Source organism: Rathayibacter sp. SD072, from assembly GCF_017355185.1.
Classification (GTDB): Bacteria; Actinomycetota; Actinomycetes; order Actinomycetales; family Microbacteriaceae; genus Rathayibacter.
Genome location: NZ_JADILJ010000008.1, coordinates 78,569 through 95,498 on the forward strand (window position 1 = coordinate 78,569; position 16,930 = coordinate 95,498).

Genomic DNA, 16,930 nt, shown 5'->3' on the forward strand with positions numbered 1-16,930 from the left:
CGCTGGCATCCGGACCCCCTGCCTCTGTGGAGGAGTTGTGAGCGCGCCGGTGGACGCCCTGTTGAGAGATCCGAGCGCGTCGACCGGATTCCACAGGCGGGCCGATCGGCCGCACAGTTCGAGCTCGGTTGTCCACAGTTATCCACAGGTTCTGCACACGTGTGGAAAGCGTCGGAATCCGTTCGATGCGTCGAACGCGGAGGGGGGCGACGGCGTGTCGGAGTCGTCGAGGGCAGGGTCTCGAGACGCCGCGGTGCGGCTACTCGACCAGCGGGAGGAATTCGCGGTGCCGACCGGAGACGGCCTGCACCCTCTGCTTGCTGATCGAGTAGCGGCCGCAGGGCGCGTATCGAGATCCCCGTCACAGGGTCGGCGGGTCTCGATACGCCGCGGTGCGGCTACTCGACCAGCAGGAAGGGGGTCCGACGAGCAGCTCGGGGCCCGTAGCGCGGGTGCTCGACCGGCAGAGGAGTGAGCCGTGGAGGGCCGCTAGCGGTTCGTCTTGATGCGGGTGGTCAGCTCGGTGACCTGGTTGTAGATGCTGCGGCGCTCCTTCATGAGCTCCGAGATCTTCTTGTTCGCGTACATGACCGTCGTGTGGTCGCGGTTGCCGAAGAGCTGGCCGATCTTGGGCAGCGACAGGTTGGTCAGCTCGCGGCAGAGGTACATGGCGATCTGACGTGCGGTGGCGACGGCCTGCGAGCGGGACGAGCCGTAGAGGTCGTCGACGGTGAGCTTGAAGTAGTCCGCGGTGTGATTGATGATGTCGACCGGCGAGATGACGTTGTCCTCGTCGAGCGTGATCAGGTCCTTCAGCACCGTCTGCACGAGCGACATGTCGACCGGAGTGCGGTTGAGGCTCGCGAACGCGGTGACGCGGATGAGCGTCCCCTCGAGCTCGCGGATGTTGCTCGACACCTTCGACGCCATGAACTCGAGGATGTCGTCGGGCACGAGCAGCTTCTCGCTGACGGCCTTCTTCCGGAGGATCGCGATGCGCGTCTCGAGGTCGGGCGCCTGGACGTCCGTGATCAGGCCCCACTCGAAGCGCGAGCGCATCCGGTCCTCGAACCCCGTCAGGGCCTTCGGCGGCAGATCCGACGTGATCACGACCTGCTTGTTGTGATCGTGCAGCTGGTTGAAGGTGTGGAAGAACGCCTCCTGCGTCTCCGCCTTGCCCTGCAGGAACTGGATGTCGTCGATCAGGAGGATGTCGACGTTGCGGTACCGGCCGTGGAACGCGTTGCCCCGGTTGTTGGCGATCGAGTTGATGAAGTCGTTGGTGAACTCCTCGGATGACACGTAGCGCACGCGGATGCCCGGGTAGAGACTCATCGCGTAGTGGCCGATGGCGTGCAGGAGGTGGGTCTTGCCCAGTCCGGAGTCGCCGTAGACGAAGAGCGGGTTGTACGCCTTGGCCGGCGCCTCCGCGACCGCGACCGCCGCGGCGTGCGCGAACCGGTTGGATCCGCCGATGACGAAGTTGTCGAAGCTGTACTTGGGGTTCAGCCGGGTGTCCGTTGCCGGGACGGTCCGCATCTCCTCGACCACGCGCACCGGGGTGAGGGCGGGGGAGGAACCGGTGATCGGCTCGAACGGGTTCAGCGACTCGGACGAGGCGGGCGAGCTCAACGGCTCGTGCTCGATGTCCGGGTTCACGACGAAGGCGAAGGTGGAGACGCCGAAGGAGTCGTCGAGGGTGCCGATCGCGCTGAGGAGCGGCACGCGCACGCGCTGCTCGAGCATGCCGCGGGTGAACTCGTTCGGGACCTCCAGGTAGAAGGTGCCCGCCATGATGCCCTTGGGCTCCACGAGCGAGACGAATCCGTAGAGCGGAGCCGTGATGCGATCGTCCTGCGAAAGGGCCCCGAGGATCACCTTCCACGCGTCGACGATCGACGTGTCCTCTGGCATCTGTCTCCGGTCCTCGGTCGCTGTCGAAATGCTCATCGCCGTGCGGCGGCGCCGTTCGCAGTGCGAACGCGCGGAGTCCGTCGGTGATCCGGCCCGTCCGGGGGTCGAACGTCGTCCACAGGGCCCTCCACAGGAGGGAGCCGATGCCAGCGCGGACGCGGGAACGGGCGGCCTGGGCCTGTGGATAACTGCGGCTCAACACGGTAACGAAGGAGCCGACGGGAGACAAATCCACCACAGCCGACTCCGCGTGTCAATGCGCGGAACACGCCGTCGCGCGGGCAGAATCGAGGTTTCGGCCCGGTCCCATTTGACCGGTGGCGGGACAGGCCGTAGTTTTAATCAGTTGACGCCTGCCCGGGGTCGCTCGGTCGGTCCTCAGGGACACGTCCTGATCGGAGCCGGGCTCCCTTTCTTCCCGGGAGACCGGAGCACCGCCCCGGCGGTCGCCCCGCCGGTACCGAGGAACACGTACGTGGAGATTGAACTATGAGCAAGCGAACCTTCCAGCCGAACAACCGTCGTCGCGCCAAGGTGCACGGCTTCCGCCTGCGCATGCGCACCCGCGCCGGCCGCGGCATCCTGAGCGCACGCCGCGCCAAGGGCCGCACCGAGCTCTCGGCGTAGAGCCCACTGGTACCGACCAGCGGTGCTGGCCAGAGCCCATCGCATCGTCCGAGGTGACGAGTACCGGGCAGTCGTCCGTCGCGGTGTGCGGTCCACAGGACCGCACACCGTCACGTATGTCCGGAGGTCGTCTTCGGCGACTCCCCCGCGATTCGGTTTCATCGTGGCCAAGACCGTCGGATCGGCCGTGACGCGCAACACCGTGCGCCGGCGCCTGAAGGCGATCGCGTTCGAGCTGGTGGCGCAGACCGAGCACGGGACCGACGTCGTGATCCGCGCGCTGCCCAGCAGCGCGACGGCTCCGTGGGCGGATCTCCGCCGGGAGGTCGTGGGCGCGATGTCGCGGAACTCGCGCTCCGGTCGGTCGTCCGAGGTCCGCTCGTGACCACTGCCGTCGTCGACCGACCGCTCTCCTGGCCGGCGCGACTGGGCTGGGGCCTGCTCCTCCTCCCCCGCAATCTCGGGATCCTGCTCCTGCTGGTCTACCGAACCGTCGTCTCCCCTCTGTACGGCGACGTCTGCCGCTACTACCCCTCGTGCTCCTCGTACGCGCTGCAGGCCGTCCAGCTCCACGGACTCGTACTCGGCTCCGTCCTCGCTGCGCGTCGACTCCTCCGCTGCCACCCGTGGGCGGCCGGCGGCGTCGATGACGTACCGACCTCGATCCCTCTGCACCGGCCGGCTCCGGGTCGCATCCGATTCGCTGTGACGCGTCTCGGGTTCGTCGCGGGCCCTCGAAAGGACTGACCCCCTCCCATGGACCTCCTTGGCACGATCCTCTGGCCCCTCAAATGGGTCGTCGAGCTGATCCTCGTCGCCTTCCATCAGCTGCTGACGCTGACCGGTCTGGAGGCGGCGGCCGGCATCACCTGGGTGCTGTCGATCGTGGGCCTCGTCCTCGTCATCCGTGCCGCTCTGATCCCGATCTTCGTGAAGCAGATCAAGAGCCAGCGCCGCATGATGGAGGTGGCGCCGCAGCTCAAGAAGATCCAGGACAAGTACAAGGGCAAGCGCGACCAGCTCTCCCGCGAGGCGATGTCGCGCGAGACCATGGAGCTCTACAAGCGCACGGGCACCAACCCGCTCGCCTCCTGCCTGCCGCTGCTGATCCAGATGCCGATCTTCTTCAGCCTCTTCTCTGTGCTGAACGACGCTCAGCGGAGCGAGCGGGGCGTCGGACCCCTCGATGCGGCCCTCGCCCGCCAGTTCGGCGAGGCGAACCTCTTCGGCATCGCGCCCCTGCACCAGTCGATCCAGGGCGCCCTCCAGGAGGGCGGCCAGGAGCTCGTCGTCGTGATCGCCGTCATCATGGTGGTCCTGATGACCGCCTCGCAGTTCATCACGCAGCTGCAGATCGTCTCGAAGAACATGTCGCCCGAGGCCAAGGCCTCGCCGACCTTCAAGCAGCAGCGGATCCTGCTGTACATCCTCCCCCTCGTGTTCGCCTTCTCGGGCTTCGCGTTCCCCCTCGGCGTGATGTTCTACTGGCTGACCTCGAACATCTGGACGATGGTCCAGCAGTTCATCGTCATCCGGAACATGCCCACCCCGGGCAGCGAGGCCGCCAAGGCCCGCGAGGAGCGCCTGCGCCGCAAGGGCAAGCTCGTCGAGGAGACGAACGTCGCCGGCGAGACCACGCTCGTCGAGAAGAAGGCCGTTCAGCGCCAGCAGCCCGTCGGAAAGAACCGCGCCAAGAAGCAAGCCGGAAAGAAGTAGGACCGTCATGACCGACTCGACGCAGACCACCGCCGTCCCCGCGCAGGCACCGTCGTTCGACGGTGCACCCGCCGTGGACGAGTCCACGATCGTGCCCGCCGGCGAGAGCGCCGCGCCGGCTCCGGAGTCGACCCTCAAGCAGCTCGAGGACGAGGGCGACGTCGCTGCGGACTACATCGAGGAGTTCCTCGACATCTGCGACCTCGACGGCGACATCGACATCGAGGTGCGGAACGGCCGCGCCTACCTGTCCGTCACCGCGTCCGGAGATTCCAACCTCCGCGTGCTGTCGCGCCCCGATGCCGTTCAGGCCCTCCAGGAACTGACCCGCCTCGCAGTGCAGACCCGCACCGGTGCCTTCTCGCGCCTCATCCTCGACATCGGCGGCTCGCGCGATGCCCGCGAGACCGAGCTCGCGCAGCTCGTCGACCGGGCGATCGAGCGCATCGAGGAGGGCGCGACGTCGGCGTCCCTGCCTCCGATGTCCTCCTACGAGCGCAAGCTGGTGCACGACATGGTGGGCGAGCGCGGCTTCGTGTCGGAGTCGCGCGGCGAGGCGCGCGAGCGCCACACCGTCATCACCCGCGGCTGAGACCCGTGGAGCCGACCCTCGAGGCCGAACCCGCCGCGGCAGCCGCGATCGCCGGCGACCGACTGCCGGTCCTGCGCCGGTTCACTCAGTCGCTCGCCGCGCAGGGCGAGGAGCGCGGCCTCATCGGCCCGCTGGAGCTTCCCCGCCTCTGGACCCGGCACGTGCTCAACAGCGCCCTGGTGGCGCCTCTGCTGCGTCCGGGGCTGGTGGGTGACGTCGGTAGTGGTGCGGGTCTTCCCGGCCTCGTCCTGGGCATCGTGCGGCCGGACGTGCGCTTCGTGCTGATCGAACCGATGGAGCGGCGCATCCTCTGGCTCCGCGAGCAGGTCGAGGTGCTCGAACTCGAGAATGTCTCGGTTCTGCGTGCCCGGGCCGAGGAGGTCCGCCTTCCGGAACCGCTCGATCAGGTGACGGCACGCGCCGTCAGCGCTCTCTCGAAGCTCATCCCTCTCACAGCGCCGCTGCTGCGACCGGGTGGCGAGCTCGTGCTCCTCAAGGGGATCAACGCCGAGAAGGAGATCCTGGCGGCCGAGAAGGTGCTCCGACGGTTCAAGGTCGCGACGCCCGAGGTCGTCGTGCTCGGCGACGGCGTGCTCTCCGAGGTCACGCGCGTGGTCCGGGCTACAGTGGGTTGATCCGGCCCTGTCGCGCGCGATCCGTCTCGGATCCTCGACTCCCGGCCTCGGTGGCACCCGCCCTGATCCATCTGCTGAGCGAAGGTTTCACGTGAAACGACCCGATTCCGACGTGACCGGACAGGCCGGGGGTTTCGACTCCTCCACTCCCCTGGCCCGCGAGATCGCCGATATGACCCGTCGACGAGCGCTGCTCAACGCACAGCCTCTGCCGAAGCCGGAGTCGACCAGGGTGATCACGATCTCGAACCAGAAGGGCGGGGTCGGCAAGACGACGACCACCGTCAACCTGGCGGCGGGGCTGGCGCGCGGTGACGCCAAGGTTCTCGTCATCGACCTCGATCCCCAGGGCAATGCATCGACTGCGCTGGGCATCGAGCACCGCGCGGACACGCGCAGCGTCTACGACGTCATCGTGAACGACACCCCGCTGGCCGAGGTGGTCCAGAAGAGCCCGGAGTTCGATTCTCTGTACGGCGTTCCGGCGACGATCCATCTCGCCGGCGCCGAGATCGAGCTCGTGTCCCTCGTGGCGCGCGAGCAGCGCCTCCGTCGAGCGCTCGATCGGATGCTCGAGGGCATGGACGAGCCGTTCGACTACGTGTTCATCGACTGCCCGCCGTCGCTGGGGCTCCTGACGATCAACGCCTTCGTCGCCGCCCGAGAGGTGCTGATCCCGATCCAGTGCGAGTACTACGCACTCGAGGGTCTCAGTCAGCTGTTGAAGAACATCGACCTGATCGAGCGTCACCTCAATCCCAACCTCGCGGTCTCGACGATCCTGCTGACCATGTTCGACGGCAGAACCAACCTCTCGCACCAGGTCGCCGCAGACGTGCGCGAGCACTTCCCGAAGGAGGTGCTGAGGGCGGTCATCCCCCGGAATGTGCGCATCTCGGAGGCGCCGAGCTACGGGCAGAGCGTGATCACGTACGACCCGCAGTCCTCCGGCTCGCTGGCCTACCTGGAGGCAGCTGCGGAGATCGCACGCCGAGGTGCACGGAAGGCCGCTACCACCGAGAACGAAGGGCAGGCACGCTGATGGCGACGAAGCGCACAGGACTGGGCCGTGGAATCGGCTCGCTGATCCCGACCAGCGACGAGACGCGGTCGCGACCCGTCGACGTCTTCTTCCCGGACCAGAACCTCGGCGTGGAGCCGGCCGACGATCTGCTGGATGTCCCCGGTGCGCGGTTGGCACGACTCCCCCTCGAGGACATCGTGCCGAATGCTGCGCAGCCCCGTGCGGTCTTCGACCAGGACGATCTCGCCGAGCTGGTCCACAGTGTCCGCGAGTTCGGGGTGCTGCAGCCGATCGTCGTGCGTCCGGTGTCGGGCCGCGGTGGTGCGAAGTTCGAGCTCGTCATGGGGGAGCGTCGGTTCCGTGCGTCGAAGGCGGCAGGACTGACGACGATCCCGGCCGTCATCAAGGACACCGCGGACGAGAACATGCTCCGGGATGCTCTGCTCGAGAATCTGCACAGGGCGGAGCTGAACCCCCTCGAGGAGGCGTCGGCCTACCAGCAGCTCCTCAGTGACTTCGGGATCACGCAGGAGGCGCTCGCGTCCCGGCTCGGGCGATCCCGCCCGCAGATCTCGAACACGCTCCGGTTGCTCCGCCTGCCTGCGGATGTGCAGGCGCGGGTGGCTGCCGGAGTGCTCACCGCGGGACACGCTCGTGCGGTGCTGTCGCTCGAGGATGTCGATCAGATGCGCCGGCTCGCGGACAAGATCGTGAACGAAGACCTGTCGGTGCGGGCCGCGGAGGCTGCGGCCGCGCAGATGAAGAAGCCGCGGACGTCGGTCCGGGAGTTGCCCGAGGAGCGCGGGGGACACGCTGGACACCTCAGCTCGATCGCGGATCACCTCGGGGATCGCCTGAACACTCGCGTGAAGGTGACTCTGGGGGCTCGCAAAGGCCAGATGGTCATCGACTTCGCCACTATTCAGGACTTGAACCGCATTCTGGCCGAGATCGGCGAGCCGTCCGAAGTGTCTCTTGCCCCGTAGCTCTCTGATGTTTCACGTGAAACGCCCCGGTGGTCTCCCCCGCCGGGGCTTTTCTTTGCTCTGAGCAGATTCGCCCGATGCGTCAGAGAGGCTTGCTCACAGAGCCGACGCCTCGTTGAAGGGAGCTCCCGCGTGCGCGGATCCTATAAGGCTTCCGCGCCAAGCTGGTGAGAGACTCCTTCATCTCCGTTTCACGTGAAACGTTCGGATAGATGCAGCGCATCCCGAGATCTGCAATGGATCGGCCTCATGGCGCCTTGACCGATCGGCTCCTCCCTCACATCGGACGGTGCACAGCGGTCCGCGGTTGCACACAAGCGATCTGGAGGATGTTTCGTGGTTCCCGACTAGGACGCTCGGGAGCCATCGCCAGACCAATGTTTCACGTGAAACAATAGAGCGCCGCGGCTGTCCCAATTCGCACACGAAGTATGCCCGGTTGAGGTACCGTTTCACGTGAAACATCGGCACCGGGGATCACAGCTCGAAGGGCGCTCAGTCGCGCGAAGTGGTCGGCGCAGCAGCGAGATGTGCAAGCGTCGAGTAGACGTCGCCGAGGAATCGGCCCGACGCCTCGATGGCCTGAGGGACGAGGGAGGTCTCGGTCATCCCGGGCAGTACGTTTGCATCGAAGAACCAGGGGGTGCCGTCTTCAGCGACGACGAAGTCGATGCGGGAGAGATGACGCAGGCCGAGCAGTTCGTGGATCTGCACTGCGGCACGGGAGACTTCGGCGGTCGTCGAGGCGTCGAGCCGAGCCGGCGTGAAGAACCGTGTCTCGCCGGCGTTGTACCGGGCGTCGAACGTGTAGGAGCCTGTGACGGGCTCGATCTCGACTGGCGGAAGCGCGAGGGGCCCGTCTCCGAGATCGATGACACCGACAGCGACCTCCGTGCCGTGGATGCGCTGCTCGATGAGGACGACATCTCCGTAGGTGTACGCCGCAACCATGGCTTGGGGGAGTTCGGAGTCCTCGTCGACGAGGGTCACCCCCTGTGCGGACCCGCCTTGTGCGGGCTTGACCACGAGGGCGTCGGGCAGCATCGCCCGGACCTGGGAGAGGATCGCCGCTGCGCCGAGTTCGCGGAAGGTGTCGCGGGGGAGCGTGAGTGAGTCCGGCGTGGCGAGTCCGGAACGACGCACCAGGGTCTTCGCGGTGGGCTTGAACCAGGCGAGTCGGGCGGAGTCCGCGTCGGACCCGACGTAGGGCAGGCCTGCAGCCTCGAGAAGCCCCAGCAGGGCTCCATCTTCTCCGCTGGCCCCGTGGACGGCCGGCCAAACGAGATCTGGTCGGCGGGAGACGAGGAACGGCAGCAGCTCGGCGTCGGGCTCGCGCGTCACGACACGGTGGCCCATGGCGACGAGCCGATCTCTGACGCGGCGCCCGGAGCGGAGCGAGACGTCCCGCTCGTGGCTGATGCCTCCGCTGACCACGACGATGTCGAGTGCGCGGGAGCCGATGGAGAAATCGGTCATGACCAGGCCTTTTTCGGGATCGCGAGGCGGACGGGCATCGTCACGCGACGCTCGGAGGAAGGGTGTGCGCCGGACGGCCGGCGTCGACGGTCCGCAGAGCCCCCGTGCCGGCGAACGTCGTGAGGAGGTCGAGTTCGCCGTCGATGACCTTGGCGAGCCGCTTGATCCCTTCGGTGATACGGTCCGGCGTCGGGTAGCAGAAGGAGAGTCGGATGTTGCCGCGTCCGTCTCCGTTCCCGTAGAAAGCGGTACCGGGTGTGTAAGCCACGAGCTCCTTCACGGCGCGGGGCAGCATGGCCTTCGAGTCGAGCCCCTCGGGAAGCGTCACCCAGACGTAGAAGCCGCCGCTCGGATCCGTCCAGGTGAGAGACGGCAGGTGGGTCTCGAGTCCGCGCAGCATCGCTTCCTTGCGCTCCCGGTACACGCCCCGGAAGATGTCGATCTGACCCTTCCAGTCCGCGGAGTCGAGGTACTTCGAGATGACCAGTTGACTGAACGACGAGGGACTGAGTACCGCGGCCTCGTTCGCGAGGATCAGACGCTCGCGGATGGCGTGCGGCGCGAGGGCCCAACCGACTCGGAAGCCGGGGGCGAGGGTCTTCGAGAAGGTCCCCAGGTAGACGACGCCGTCCTCCTCGAGCGACCGCATCGCTTTGGGTGGCGCCCCGTCGAAGTACAGGAGTCCGTACGGGTTGTCCTCGAGGACGAGGATCTCCTCGCTCTTGCAGATCTCGAGGATCTCGACCCGTCGCTTCCAGCTGAGGGTGACACCCGCGGGATTGTGGAAGGTGGGGATCGTGTACAGGAACTTGATCCGCTTGCCGGAGGAACGCACGCGAGCGATGTGCTCCCGCAGGGCCGCGGGGATCAGGCCGTGCTCGTCCATGGCGACGTGCTCGATCTCGGCCTGATAGGACCGGAAGATCACCATGGCGGTCACATAGCTGGGTCCCTCGGACAGGACGACATCGCCGGGATCGAGGAAGATCTTCGAGAAGAGCTCGAGGGCGTGCTGCGATCCGGTCATGACGACCACGTCGTCCGCGCCGGCCGAGATGCCCTCGAGCGCCATGACCTCGAGGATCTGCTCGCGCAGCTTCGGCACCCCCTGGCCCGATCCGTACTGCAGCGCGACCGGGCCCTGCTCGCGCATGACGGAGTCGATGGCACTGCTGACGAGATCCTGCGGGAGTGCGGCGACGTACGGCATGCCGCCCGCGAGCGAGACGACCTCGGGTCGGGATGCCACAGCGAACAGTGCTCGGACCTCGCTGGCGGCGAGGCCGGCTGTGCGCTCCGCGTAGGAGTCGTACCAGGGGTCGAGAGTGGTTCCGTGGTTGATCACGATCACGTCGCTTCGGTCGTCGGGCGGGGAGTCCGGTGCGGAGGCCGGGGTTGATCCACCCTATCCGGGAGGTCCGACGGCGGGTCAGGTCACGGCGGCTCCACTCCGGTGCGGGTGGACCGTCCGGTGTTTCACGTGAAACGCTCTCGAACGGCACGAAGCCCCCGTCTCCCGGAGGAGACGAGGGCTTCGGCGATCCGATCGGGAATGATCAGAGGAAGGCGGCGAGGTCGGCCTCGAGGGCCGGCTTCGGCTTGGCGCCGATGACGGTCTTGACGACCTCACCCTTCTGGTAGACCTTCATCGCGGGGATCGACGTGATCTGGTACTTGGCCGCGGTCTGCGGGTTCTCGTCGACGTTCAGCTTGACGATCTCGATCTTGTCGCCGTGCTCGGCCGAGATCTGGTCGAGGATCGGCGAGACCATGCGGCAGGGGCCGCACCACTCGGCCCAGAAGTCGACGAGGACGGTCTTCTCGGAGTCGAGGACGTCGGACTGGAACGAGGCGTCGGTGACGCTCTTCGCGGTGGACATAGGGATTCTCCTTCGTGAGCCGGACGAGCCGGTTCCACTCGTGGTGATGGGGTGGGTCAGCGGGTGACGAGTTCGGCTTCGACCGATGCGTCGACCTGGGGGGTGCCCTCGGTGTGGGCGGTGCCGTCGGCGAGCGCGGCGAGGTAGTGCTCCGCGTCGAGGGCGGCGACCGTTCCGGAGGCGGCGGCGGTGACGGCCTGACGGTAGGTCGGGTCGATGACGTCGCCCGCGGCGAAGACGCCGGGAACGGAGGTCTGCGAGGAGCGGCCGACGACCGAGATGGTGCCGTCGGTCGTCAGGTCGAGCTTCCCGTGGACGATGTGGGTCCGCGGGTCGTTGCCGATCGCGATGAAGAGCCCGTCGATGTCGAGTCGCGACTCGGTGCCGTCGACCGTGTTGCGCAGCTTCACGCCGTTGACGTGGCTCTCGCCGGCGATGCCGGTCACCTCGGAGTTCCAGACGAACTCGATCTTCTCGTTGTCGTGGGCGCGCTTCTGCATGACCTTCGACGCGCGGAGAGTGTCCTTGCGATGGATGACGTAGACCTTCTCGGCGAACTTGGTGAGGAAGGTCGCCTCCTCCATCGCGGAGTCGCCTCCGCCCACGACCGCGATCGTCTTGCCCTTGAAGAAGAAGCCGTCGCAGGTGGCGCACCATGAGACACCGTGTCCCGACAGGCGCTCCTCGTCGTGGAGGCCCAGCTTGCGGTAGGCGGAGCCGGTGGCGACGACGACCGTCTTCGCCTGGATGCTCTCACCCGATCCGAGGTGGACCGTCTTCGTCTCTCCCTCGAGGTCGAGCCCGGCGACGTCGTCGTAGAACGTCGTCGCTCCGAAGCGCTCGGCCTGAGCCTGCATGGCGGCCATGAGCTCGGGTCCGAGGATGCCCTGGGGGAAGCCGGGGAAGTTCTCGACCTCGGTGGTGTTCATGAGGTCGCCGCCGATCTCGACCGAGGAGGCGACCACGATCGGCTTCAGGTCGGCGCGGGCCGCGTAGATGGCGGCGGTCCAGCCGGCGGGGCCGGATCCGATGATGACGATGTCCTGCACGGCAACTCCTGAGGTCTGTGCTGAGCGGGGGCTGATCGGGGGACGGCGCCCGAAGTGCTGCGCCGTCGTCTTGCTGGTCTTCGTCGTGCACCGCCTGCGCGGTGCACCGTGTTGGTCTCGCCTGCGGAGCCCGGATCCGGTCGCTCGGTCGTTCCCGGCTCCACGGGCTACAACACATCCTAGGCGGGGGCTATTCCACCCCCGGGCGGGCACTCGGCCGCCGATCAGGGTCGAGGGAGACCCTTCTTCGCGGATCCACCGATCCGAGCTCTGACCTGGTTTTCCTCTCTCCTCGTCACAGCCGGCCCCTGCCGGCGGCTCGGACGACGCGAGATCCACACGGTGAACCAGGCCGAGGCCGCGAAGAGTGACGTCAGGGCGACGACGTAGAACACCACCGCGATGCCTCCCCCGGGGAGGATCGGCGGATCCGCCAGGCGGGGGTCGAGGAACGGGTACGGGTACCAGACCTGCTCGTGCTTCATCTGGTCGTAGACGAGCGGGGCCCGCAGCACCGTGTAGGCGAACCAGGCGATCGGGACCGCCAGGACACCCGGGATCACTCCCCAGGACAACCGGCGGCGGCCCGGAGCGAACAGCCAGTCGAGCACGAGCGCGAGCGGGGCGACGACGTGCATCACCTCGTTCGTCCACTCCTGCGGTGCGCCGGCACCGGTGACCACCGTGCCGCGCAGGAGCAGGTTGTAGACCACTCCGATGACCACCATGCAGGCGACCACGCCCGCCCGCAGCCACGAGAACCAGCGCGGGTCCGGGAGCCGATCCCGCGCGAGGAGGACCGCTCCGATCAGGAGCACGACGGCCGCCGCCAGACAGGTCTCGACCGTGATGTAGCTGAAGAAGTTCACGACGAGGGTCGCGCGGTCGCGGAACCGGGCCTCGACCCAGAAGGAGTAAGAGTCGAGGAAGCTCACGACGGTCGCCGCGAGGATCGCGACGGCGACGAGCAGTCGGACGAGGACGAAGGTGGAGCGCATCGCGCCTTCCGGATCGGCGGGTGAGGAGGAGCGGCTCTGCCGGACGCCTCCACCCTTGCACGTGGCGCGGCGCCGTGCACCTGCTCGGCGGCGGCCCCGCGACCCCTCTCCGCTGCGGCTAGCGGCCCAGGCGGCGGAGGACGGGAGCGGCCATCAGGCGCAGCTCCGGGTTGCGGACGACCCAGAGGATCCCGAAGTAGACGACCGCCATCGCGACGCCGGTGAGGATCATCGACAGGAGCGCCTCCAGCACACCGCTCGTCGGGTAGCCGTCGTTCTGCGCGAGGACGAACATGACGAGCACTCCCGCACCGATCGCAGGGAGCGTCGCGAGGGTGAACTGCGCGAAGCGGAAGACGATCCGGGTGCCGCCCCAGCCGCCGAGCTTGCGGCGGAGGAGGACGCAGGCGAGCAGCGACTGCACGGCGACTCCGACCGAGATCGAGGACGCGACGAAGATCGTCGTGAACTCCGGCGGGAGCCCGAAGGCGAGGAGGCAGCCGATGGTGATCACCACCGCCTGCACGAGCGTGTAGAAGAACGGCGTCCGACCGTCGTTGAGGGCGTAGAACGCGCGCTGGACGATCGCGAGCGTGGAGAAAAGGGGGAGGACGACCACGTGGGCGGTGATGATCTGGGCCATCTGGAAGGTGTCGCCGGGATCCGAGGAGAACATCCTGGCGAACGAGGTGGCGCAGACCACGAGGGCGGCGGCGCAGAAGAAGAGCAGCAGGCCGACCACGCGGATCGACGTCGAGACGTCGCGGCGGAAGTCGGTCATCTCGCCGCGCGAGGCGTGCCCGCTCATCTTGGTGAAGTACGCCGTCGCGATCGACACGGCGACGATGGAGTGCGGCAGCATGAAGACCAGCCAGGCCTTCTGCAGGGCGGTGGCGGAGGCGTTCTCACCGGAGGCGCCGCTGACCACGTTGTTCTCGAGGAATCCGACGGCGACGGTCAGCAGGAGGGTCGCGAAGGTCCAGCCGGCGATGCGGCCCGCGCGGCTGAGCCCGACGCCGCGGAAGTGGAAGTCGGGGCGGTAGCGCAGCCCCACCCGCTTCCAGAAGAAGACCAGCAGGATCGCCTGCAGTGCGACTCCGAGGGTCGCGGAGCCGGCGAGGAGCGTGATCATCGCCGGAGTCCAGTCGGTGGCGAGGAGATCGCCCTCGGTGTCCGATCCGAACAGCTGCTGGAAGGCGATCAGGCCGGCGATGGTCACGACGTTGTTGACGACCGGGGTCCAGGTGAACGGACCGAAGGACCCGCGGGCGTTCAGGACCTCGCCGAGGATCGTGTAGAGCCCGTAGAAGAAGACCTGCGGGAGGCACCAGTAGGCGAACGTGACCGCGAGCCGGGTCTGCTCCGGTCCGAACTGCCCCGCGGCGAGCTGGACGAGCAGCGGAGCCGCGAGCGTGGCGACGGCGGCCGCGGCGACGAGCACGAGAAGAGCGAGCGTCAGGAGCTTGTCGATGTACTTGCGCCCGCCGTCGGCCTGCAGGCCCGCCCGCACGATCTGCGGCACCAGGACGGCGTTCAGAGCACCGCCCGCGAGGATCGCGTAGATCGTGTTGGGCAGCCCGTTGGCGACGGTGAACGCATCCGATCCCTGACCCGTGAGTCCGATGGTCTGGGTGAAGACCAGCGACATGACGAAGCCGAGGATGCGCGAGACCATCGTGCCGGAGGCGAGGACGGCGCTCGCGCGTCCGAGGGAGAAGCTAGCCACGCGGGTCCGTTCGTTCGTCGAGGCCGGGTTGGACGGCGAGGGGGGCGTTGGGGTCCTCGTCGTCCTCCTCCGGAGCTGCGCCGCCACGGCGGCGGCGGCGGATGTTGCGGAGGATGCCGGCGCCGAAGACCACGACGAGGACGAGACCCAGGACGAGGGTCCCGACGGTCTCCCAGTCGGCCCTCACGCTCGTCCCGACGCTCGCCGGGGCGCCGATCGGCGTGCCGTCGAGGGCGGTGAGCTGCATCCGGAGCGTCGTCTCGCCACTGCCGACCCGGGCCTTCACGGGGATGAGCACCCGGCCCTGGGAGCGGCCGTCGATGGCGGTGGGCTCGACCGAGCTCTCGTCGATGTCGAGCACGGCGTTCGACGTGGAGGCGCTGATCTCGACCGAGACGGGCCACGGCAGGTCGTTGCGGACGTACACGGGGATGCTCGAGTCGCGGGAGACCTGGAGGAGGGTGCTGGTCGCCTCGATCGAGACCGAGCCGAGCGTCGTGTCGGCCATGTCGACGCTCCCGGTGACGGCCTCGTCCCAGCCTGCCTCGTCCTCGCGCCAGACGACGGCGAGGAGGGCGAGCAGGTCGTTGCGGCGCTTCCCGCTCAACAGCTGCGGGTCGGTGAGCACCGCCGAGAAGGCCTCGACGCGGGAGGCGGCGGTGAGGAGGTCGGAGACCCGCTCGAGACGCTCCTCGGACTCCGGTGCGTCGACGAGGACCACGTCGTCGGTCGCGGGGACGGCGAGGGCGGCGCCGAGCGAGGTGCCCTCGGCCCAGGGCAGCCGGTCGAGAGCGTCGAGCGTCTGCGCGAGCCGGACGCCGTCGACCGCCGCCCCGCGCTCGAGCGCGAGGACGACGCGGGGAACCTCCCCTTCGCGCTGGACCTGGGCGAGATCGACGGTGAGCGCTGTCATGTGCGCGCGCCACTCCGCGTCGGTCGTCGCCGTCGCCGCCCCGTCGAGGGCGGTCGAGAGGGTGCTGTCGCTGACGACGACGTCGTGCCCGTCGACGACCGCGCGCGTGGCGGTCCCCGTCGAGGACGGGAGCTCGAGATTCGCCGACGCCACGACGGTGCGGTTCATGCCGCTCGTGGCATAGACCCCGAGGTCCTCGGCGCGGACGGTCAGATCGTCGGGCCAGGCGAGGCTGCCGACGGTGGGCGACCAGCGGAAGTCGAGGAGCGACTCCGCTGTGGGACGCGGCTCGAGCTCCTCGCCGGCGGGCGCCTCGGTCGGCGTCGGCTCGGGGGTGGCTCCCGGAGCGGGTGTGGTCGCGGGCTCGGCGAAGAGGGCGGCGTCGATGCCGTACTCGAACGAGGTGGGGGTGAGGAGCGTCGACAGGCCCGACTGGGCCTGGGCCGCGACGTCCGCATCGGCGTAGGCCAGGGGGAACACCTCGTTGGGCGCGGCCTCCAGGCGGTCGAGCCACGAGACGGCCGACTCGGGTGCCGATTCGCCGAGGATCCGGATCGACGCGAGGATCCGCGGGTCGACCCCGATCGCGACTCCGCGGCCGATGACGGAGTCGAGCTGGCGCGACAGGGTGCCGGTGGACTGCGTGTAGTCCTGGAGCGCGTCGGCGGGGATGAGGCCGTCGCTGCTGCCGGGCACGGTGAGGGGGACGAGGACGTCGACGCCCGTCTCCTCTCCGGACGGCACGCCGTCGGTCAGCTCGACCGCCGTGCGCGCCGTGGCGACCGTGCCGCCCGGACCGATCACGGTGACGGCGACGGCGTGGGTGCCCCGGGCGCTCGGATCGGAGGAGAAGGGGATGCCCGCCGCGGGCACCGTCAGCGGTACCTGCGCGGAGCTCGACGGCAGCAGGCGGATGTCGGCGCCGTCGCCGACGGGCGAGCCCGCGTCGTCGTCCTCTCCCCCGAGCCAGTCGGCGAGCTCGGCCCGCGAGTCGAGAGTGTCGGAGTCGATCGTCACCTCGATGCGGGCGCCGTCGATCGTCTCGGTCGTGCCGTTGCGCACCGAGACCGACAACTGCAGGTCCTGGCCCAGGAGCAGGACTCCGTCGTCCGCGGCGCCGACGGTGGCGGTCACGATCCCCTCGGCGGGCTCCTCGGCCAGGGGCGAGGCGGTTGTACCGGGCGTGGGCGTGGTCGCGAGAACCGGCGGCGCGACCCCCACGAGCGCGACGGCGAGAGCCGCCGCACCGACGGCGCGGAGCAGCTGCGGGACCGCGAGGCGGTCGGAGAGAGTGAGGCCGCGCCGATGCATCGAACTCACTCGGCCTCCATGCGGCTGATTCTACGTGCAGGCCCGCGGCGGTCGGCGGCGGGCGCAACGGGACCGGTAACCGG

16 protein-coding genes are annotated in these 16,930 nt (G+C 68.4%); 8 read left to right on the top strand and 8 right to left on the bottom strand.

Translation table 11 applies throughout. The annotated features are described in order from the left end of the window. Positions 1-489: 489 nt before the first annotated feature. Positions 490-1,950, bottom strand: coding sequence for a chromosomal replication initiator protein DnaA (gene dnaA, locus IOC53_RS05275; protein WP_374070300.1), 1,461 nt, complete (start codon positions 1,948-1,950; stop codon positions 490-492). Positions 1,951-2,403: 453 nt separating this feature from the next. Between dnaA and rpmH the strand changes: the two genes are divergently transcribed. The 8 genes from rpmH to IOC53_RS05315 all read left to right on the top strand — a co-directional run bounded on the left by rpmH (position 2,404) and on the right by IOC53_RS05315 (position 7,494). Then, positions 2,404-2,541, top strand: a complete 138-nt coding sequence (gene rpmH / locus IOC53_RS05280; RefSeq protein ID WP_055784512.1) for a 50S ribosomal protein L34 — start codon at positions 2,404-2,406, stop codon at positions 2,539-2,541. Positions 2,542-2,563: 22 nt separating this feature from the next. Next, complete coding sequence (rnpA, locus tag IOC53_RS05285; protein ID WP_207403317.1) at positions 2,564-2,926, top strand: ribonuclease P protein component; 363 nt, start codon at positions 2,564-2,566, stop codon at positions 2,924-2,926. Beyond that, positions 2,923-3,288 (top strand): membrane protein insertion efficiency factor YidD, encoded by a 366-nt coding sequence (gene yidD / locus IOC53_RS05290; protein ID WP_207403318.1) that lies wholly within the window; start codon positions 2,923-2,925, stop codon positions 3,286-3,288. The genes rnpA and yidD overlap by 4 nt, the downstream gene beginning before the upstream one ends. A 9-nt stretch (positions 3,289-3,297) precedes the next feature. Continuing rightward, a complete protein-coding gene (gene yidC, locus IOC53_RS05295) occupies positions 3,298-4,257 on the top strand; it encodes a membrane protein insertase YidC (RefSeq protein ID WP_207403319.1) in 960 nt (319 codons plus the stop codon). Positions 4,258-4,264: 7 nt separating this feature from the next. Next, positions 4,265-4,849: a R3H domain-containing nucleic acid-binding protein gene (locus tag IOC53_RS05300; protein ID WP_207403320.1), complete on the top strand. Its 585-nt coding sequence runs from the start codon at positions 4,265-4,267 to the stop codon at positions 4,847-4,849. Beyond that, positions 4,846-5,484: a 16S rRNA (guanine(527)-N(7))-methyltransferase RsmG gene (gene rsmG / locus IOC53_RS05305; protein WP_374070315.1), complete on the top strand. Its 639-nt coding sequence runs from the start codon at positions 4,846-4,848 to the stop codon at positions 5,482-5,484. Before IOC53_RS05300 ends, rsmG begins: the two co-directional genes overlap by 4 nt. Before the next feature lie 91 nt (positions 5,485-5,575). Continuing rightward, entirely contained in the window at positions 5,576-6,526 is a 951-nt protein-coding gene (locus tag IOC53_RS05310; RefSeq protein ID WP_307786073.1) for a ParA family protein, read from the top strand. Next, the gene (locus IOC53_RS05315; RefSeq protein ID WP_207403322.1) at positions 6,526-7,494 is read left to right on the top strand and encodes a ParB/RepB/Spo0J family partition protein; all 969 of its coding nucleotides are present in this window, start codon (positions 6,526-6,528) and stop codon (positions 7,492-7,494) included. The genes IOC53_RS05310 and IOC53_RS05315 overlap by 1 nt, the downstream gene beginning before the upstream one ends. Positions 7,495-7,989: 495 nt before the next feature. Here IOC53_RS05315 and IOC53_RS05320 read toward each other — a convergent pair whose 3' ends face one another. From IOC53_RS05320 to IOC53_RS05350, 7 genes are all read right to left on the bottom strand, one after another. Next, positions 7,990-8,970 (bottom strand): ATP-grasp domain-containing protein, encoded by a 981-nt coding sequence (locus IOC53_RS05320; protein ID WP_207403323.1) that lies wholly within the window; start codon positions 8,968-8,970, stop codon positions 7,990-7,992. 40 nt (positions 8,971-9,010) lie between these two features. After that, positions 9,011-10,312, bottom strand: coding sequence for a PLP-dependent aminotransferase family protein (locus IOC53_RS05325; RefSeq protein WP_207403349.1), 1,302 nt, complete (start codon positions 10,310-10,312; stop codon positions 9,011-9,013). A 214-nt stretch (positions 10,313-10,526) separates the two neighbouring features. After that, positions 10,527-10,850 carry a thioredoxin gene (gene trxA / locus IOC53_RS05330; RefSeq protein ID WP_055784535.1) on the bottom strand — a complete coding sequence of 108 codons (324 nt, stop codon included), beginning with the start codon at positions 10,848-10,850 and terminating at the stop codon, positions 10,527-10,529. Between the two features lie 56 nt (positions 10,851-10,906). After that, positions 10,907-11,899, bottom strand: a complete 993-nt coding sequence (trxB, locus tag IOC53_RS05335) for a thioredoxin-disulfide reductase (RefSeq protein ID WP_207403324.1) — start codon at positions 11,897-11,899, stop codon at positions 10,907-10,909. A gap of 224 nt (positions 11,900-12,123) precedes the next feature. Continuing rightward, entirely contained in the window at positions 12,124-12,897 is a 774-nt protein-coding gene (locus tag IOC53_RS05340; RefSeq protein ID WP_207403325.1) for a Pr6Pr family membrane protein, read from the bottom strand. Between the two features lie 118 nt (positions 12,898-13,015). Beyond that, positions 13,016-14,623 carry a murein biosynthesis integral membrane protein MurJ gene (gene murJ / locus IOC53_RS05345; protein WP_307786074.1) on the bottom strand — a complete coding sequence of 536 codons (1,608 nt, stop codon included), beginning with the start codon at positions 14,621-14,623 and terminating at the stop codon, positions 13,016-13,018. Beyond that, positions 14,616-16,847, bottom strand: a complete 2,232-nt coding sequence (locus tag IOC53_RS05350) for a DUF6049 family protein (protein ID WP_242682967.1) — start codon at positions 16,845-16,847, stop codon at positions 14,616-14,618. Before IOC53_RS05350 ends, murJ begins: the two co-directional genes overlap by 8 nt. Positions 16,848-16,930: the final 83 nt, after the last annotated feature.

What these genes read in the sequence shown, in the direction of transcription:
- IOC53_RS05300 (WP_207403320.1), top strand. Translation starts at nt 4,265, where the DNA reads ATGACCGACTCGACGCAGACCACCGCCGTCCCCGCGCAGGCACCGTCG.
- rpmH (WP_055784512.1), top strand. Translation starts at nt 2,404, where the DNA reads ATGAGCAAGCGAACCTTCCAGCCGAACAACCGTCGTCGCGCCAAGGTG.
- yidC (WP_207403319.1), top strand. Translation starts at nt 3,298, where the DNA reads ATGGACCTCCTTGGCACGATCCTCTGGCCCCTCAAATGGGTCGTCGAG.
- IOC53_RS05350 (WP_242682967.1), bottom strand. Translation starts at nt 16,847, where the DNA reads ATGCATCGGCGCGGCCTCACTCTCTCCGACCGCCTCGCGGTCCCGCAG.
- IOC53_RS05320 (WP_207403323.1), bottom strand. Translation starts at nt 8,970, where the DNA reads ATGACCGATTTCTCCATCGGCTCCCGCGCACTCGACATCGTCGTGGTC.
- dnaA (WP_374070300.1), bottom strand. Translation starts at nt 1,950, where the DNA reads ATGAGCATTTCGACAGCGACCGAGGACCGGAGACAGATGCCAGAGGAC.
- IOC53_RS05340 (WP_207403325.1), bottom strand. Translation starts at nt 12,897, where the DNA reads ATGCGCTCCACCTTCGTCCTCGTCCGACTGCTCGTCGCCGTCGCGATC.
- IOC53_RS05315 (WP_207403322.1), top strand. Translation starts at nt 6,526, where the DNA reads ATGGCGACGAAGCGCACAGGACTGGGCCGTGGAATCGGCTCGCTGATC.
- trxA (WP_055784535.1), bottom strand. Translation starts at nt 10,850, where the DNA reads ATGTCCACCGCGAAGAGCGTCACCGACGCCTCGTTCCAGTCCGACGTC.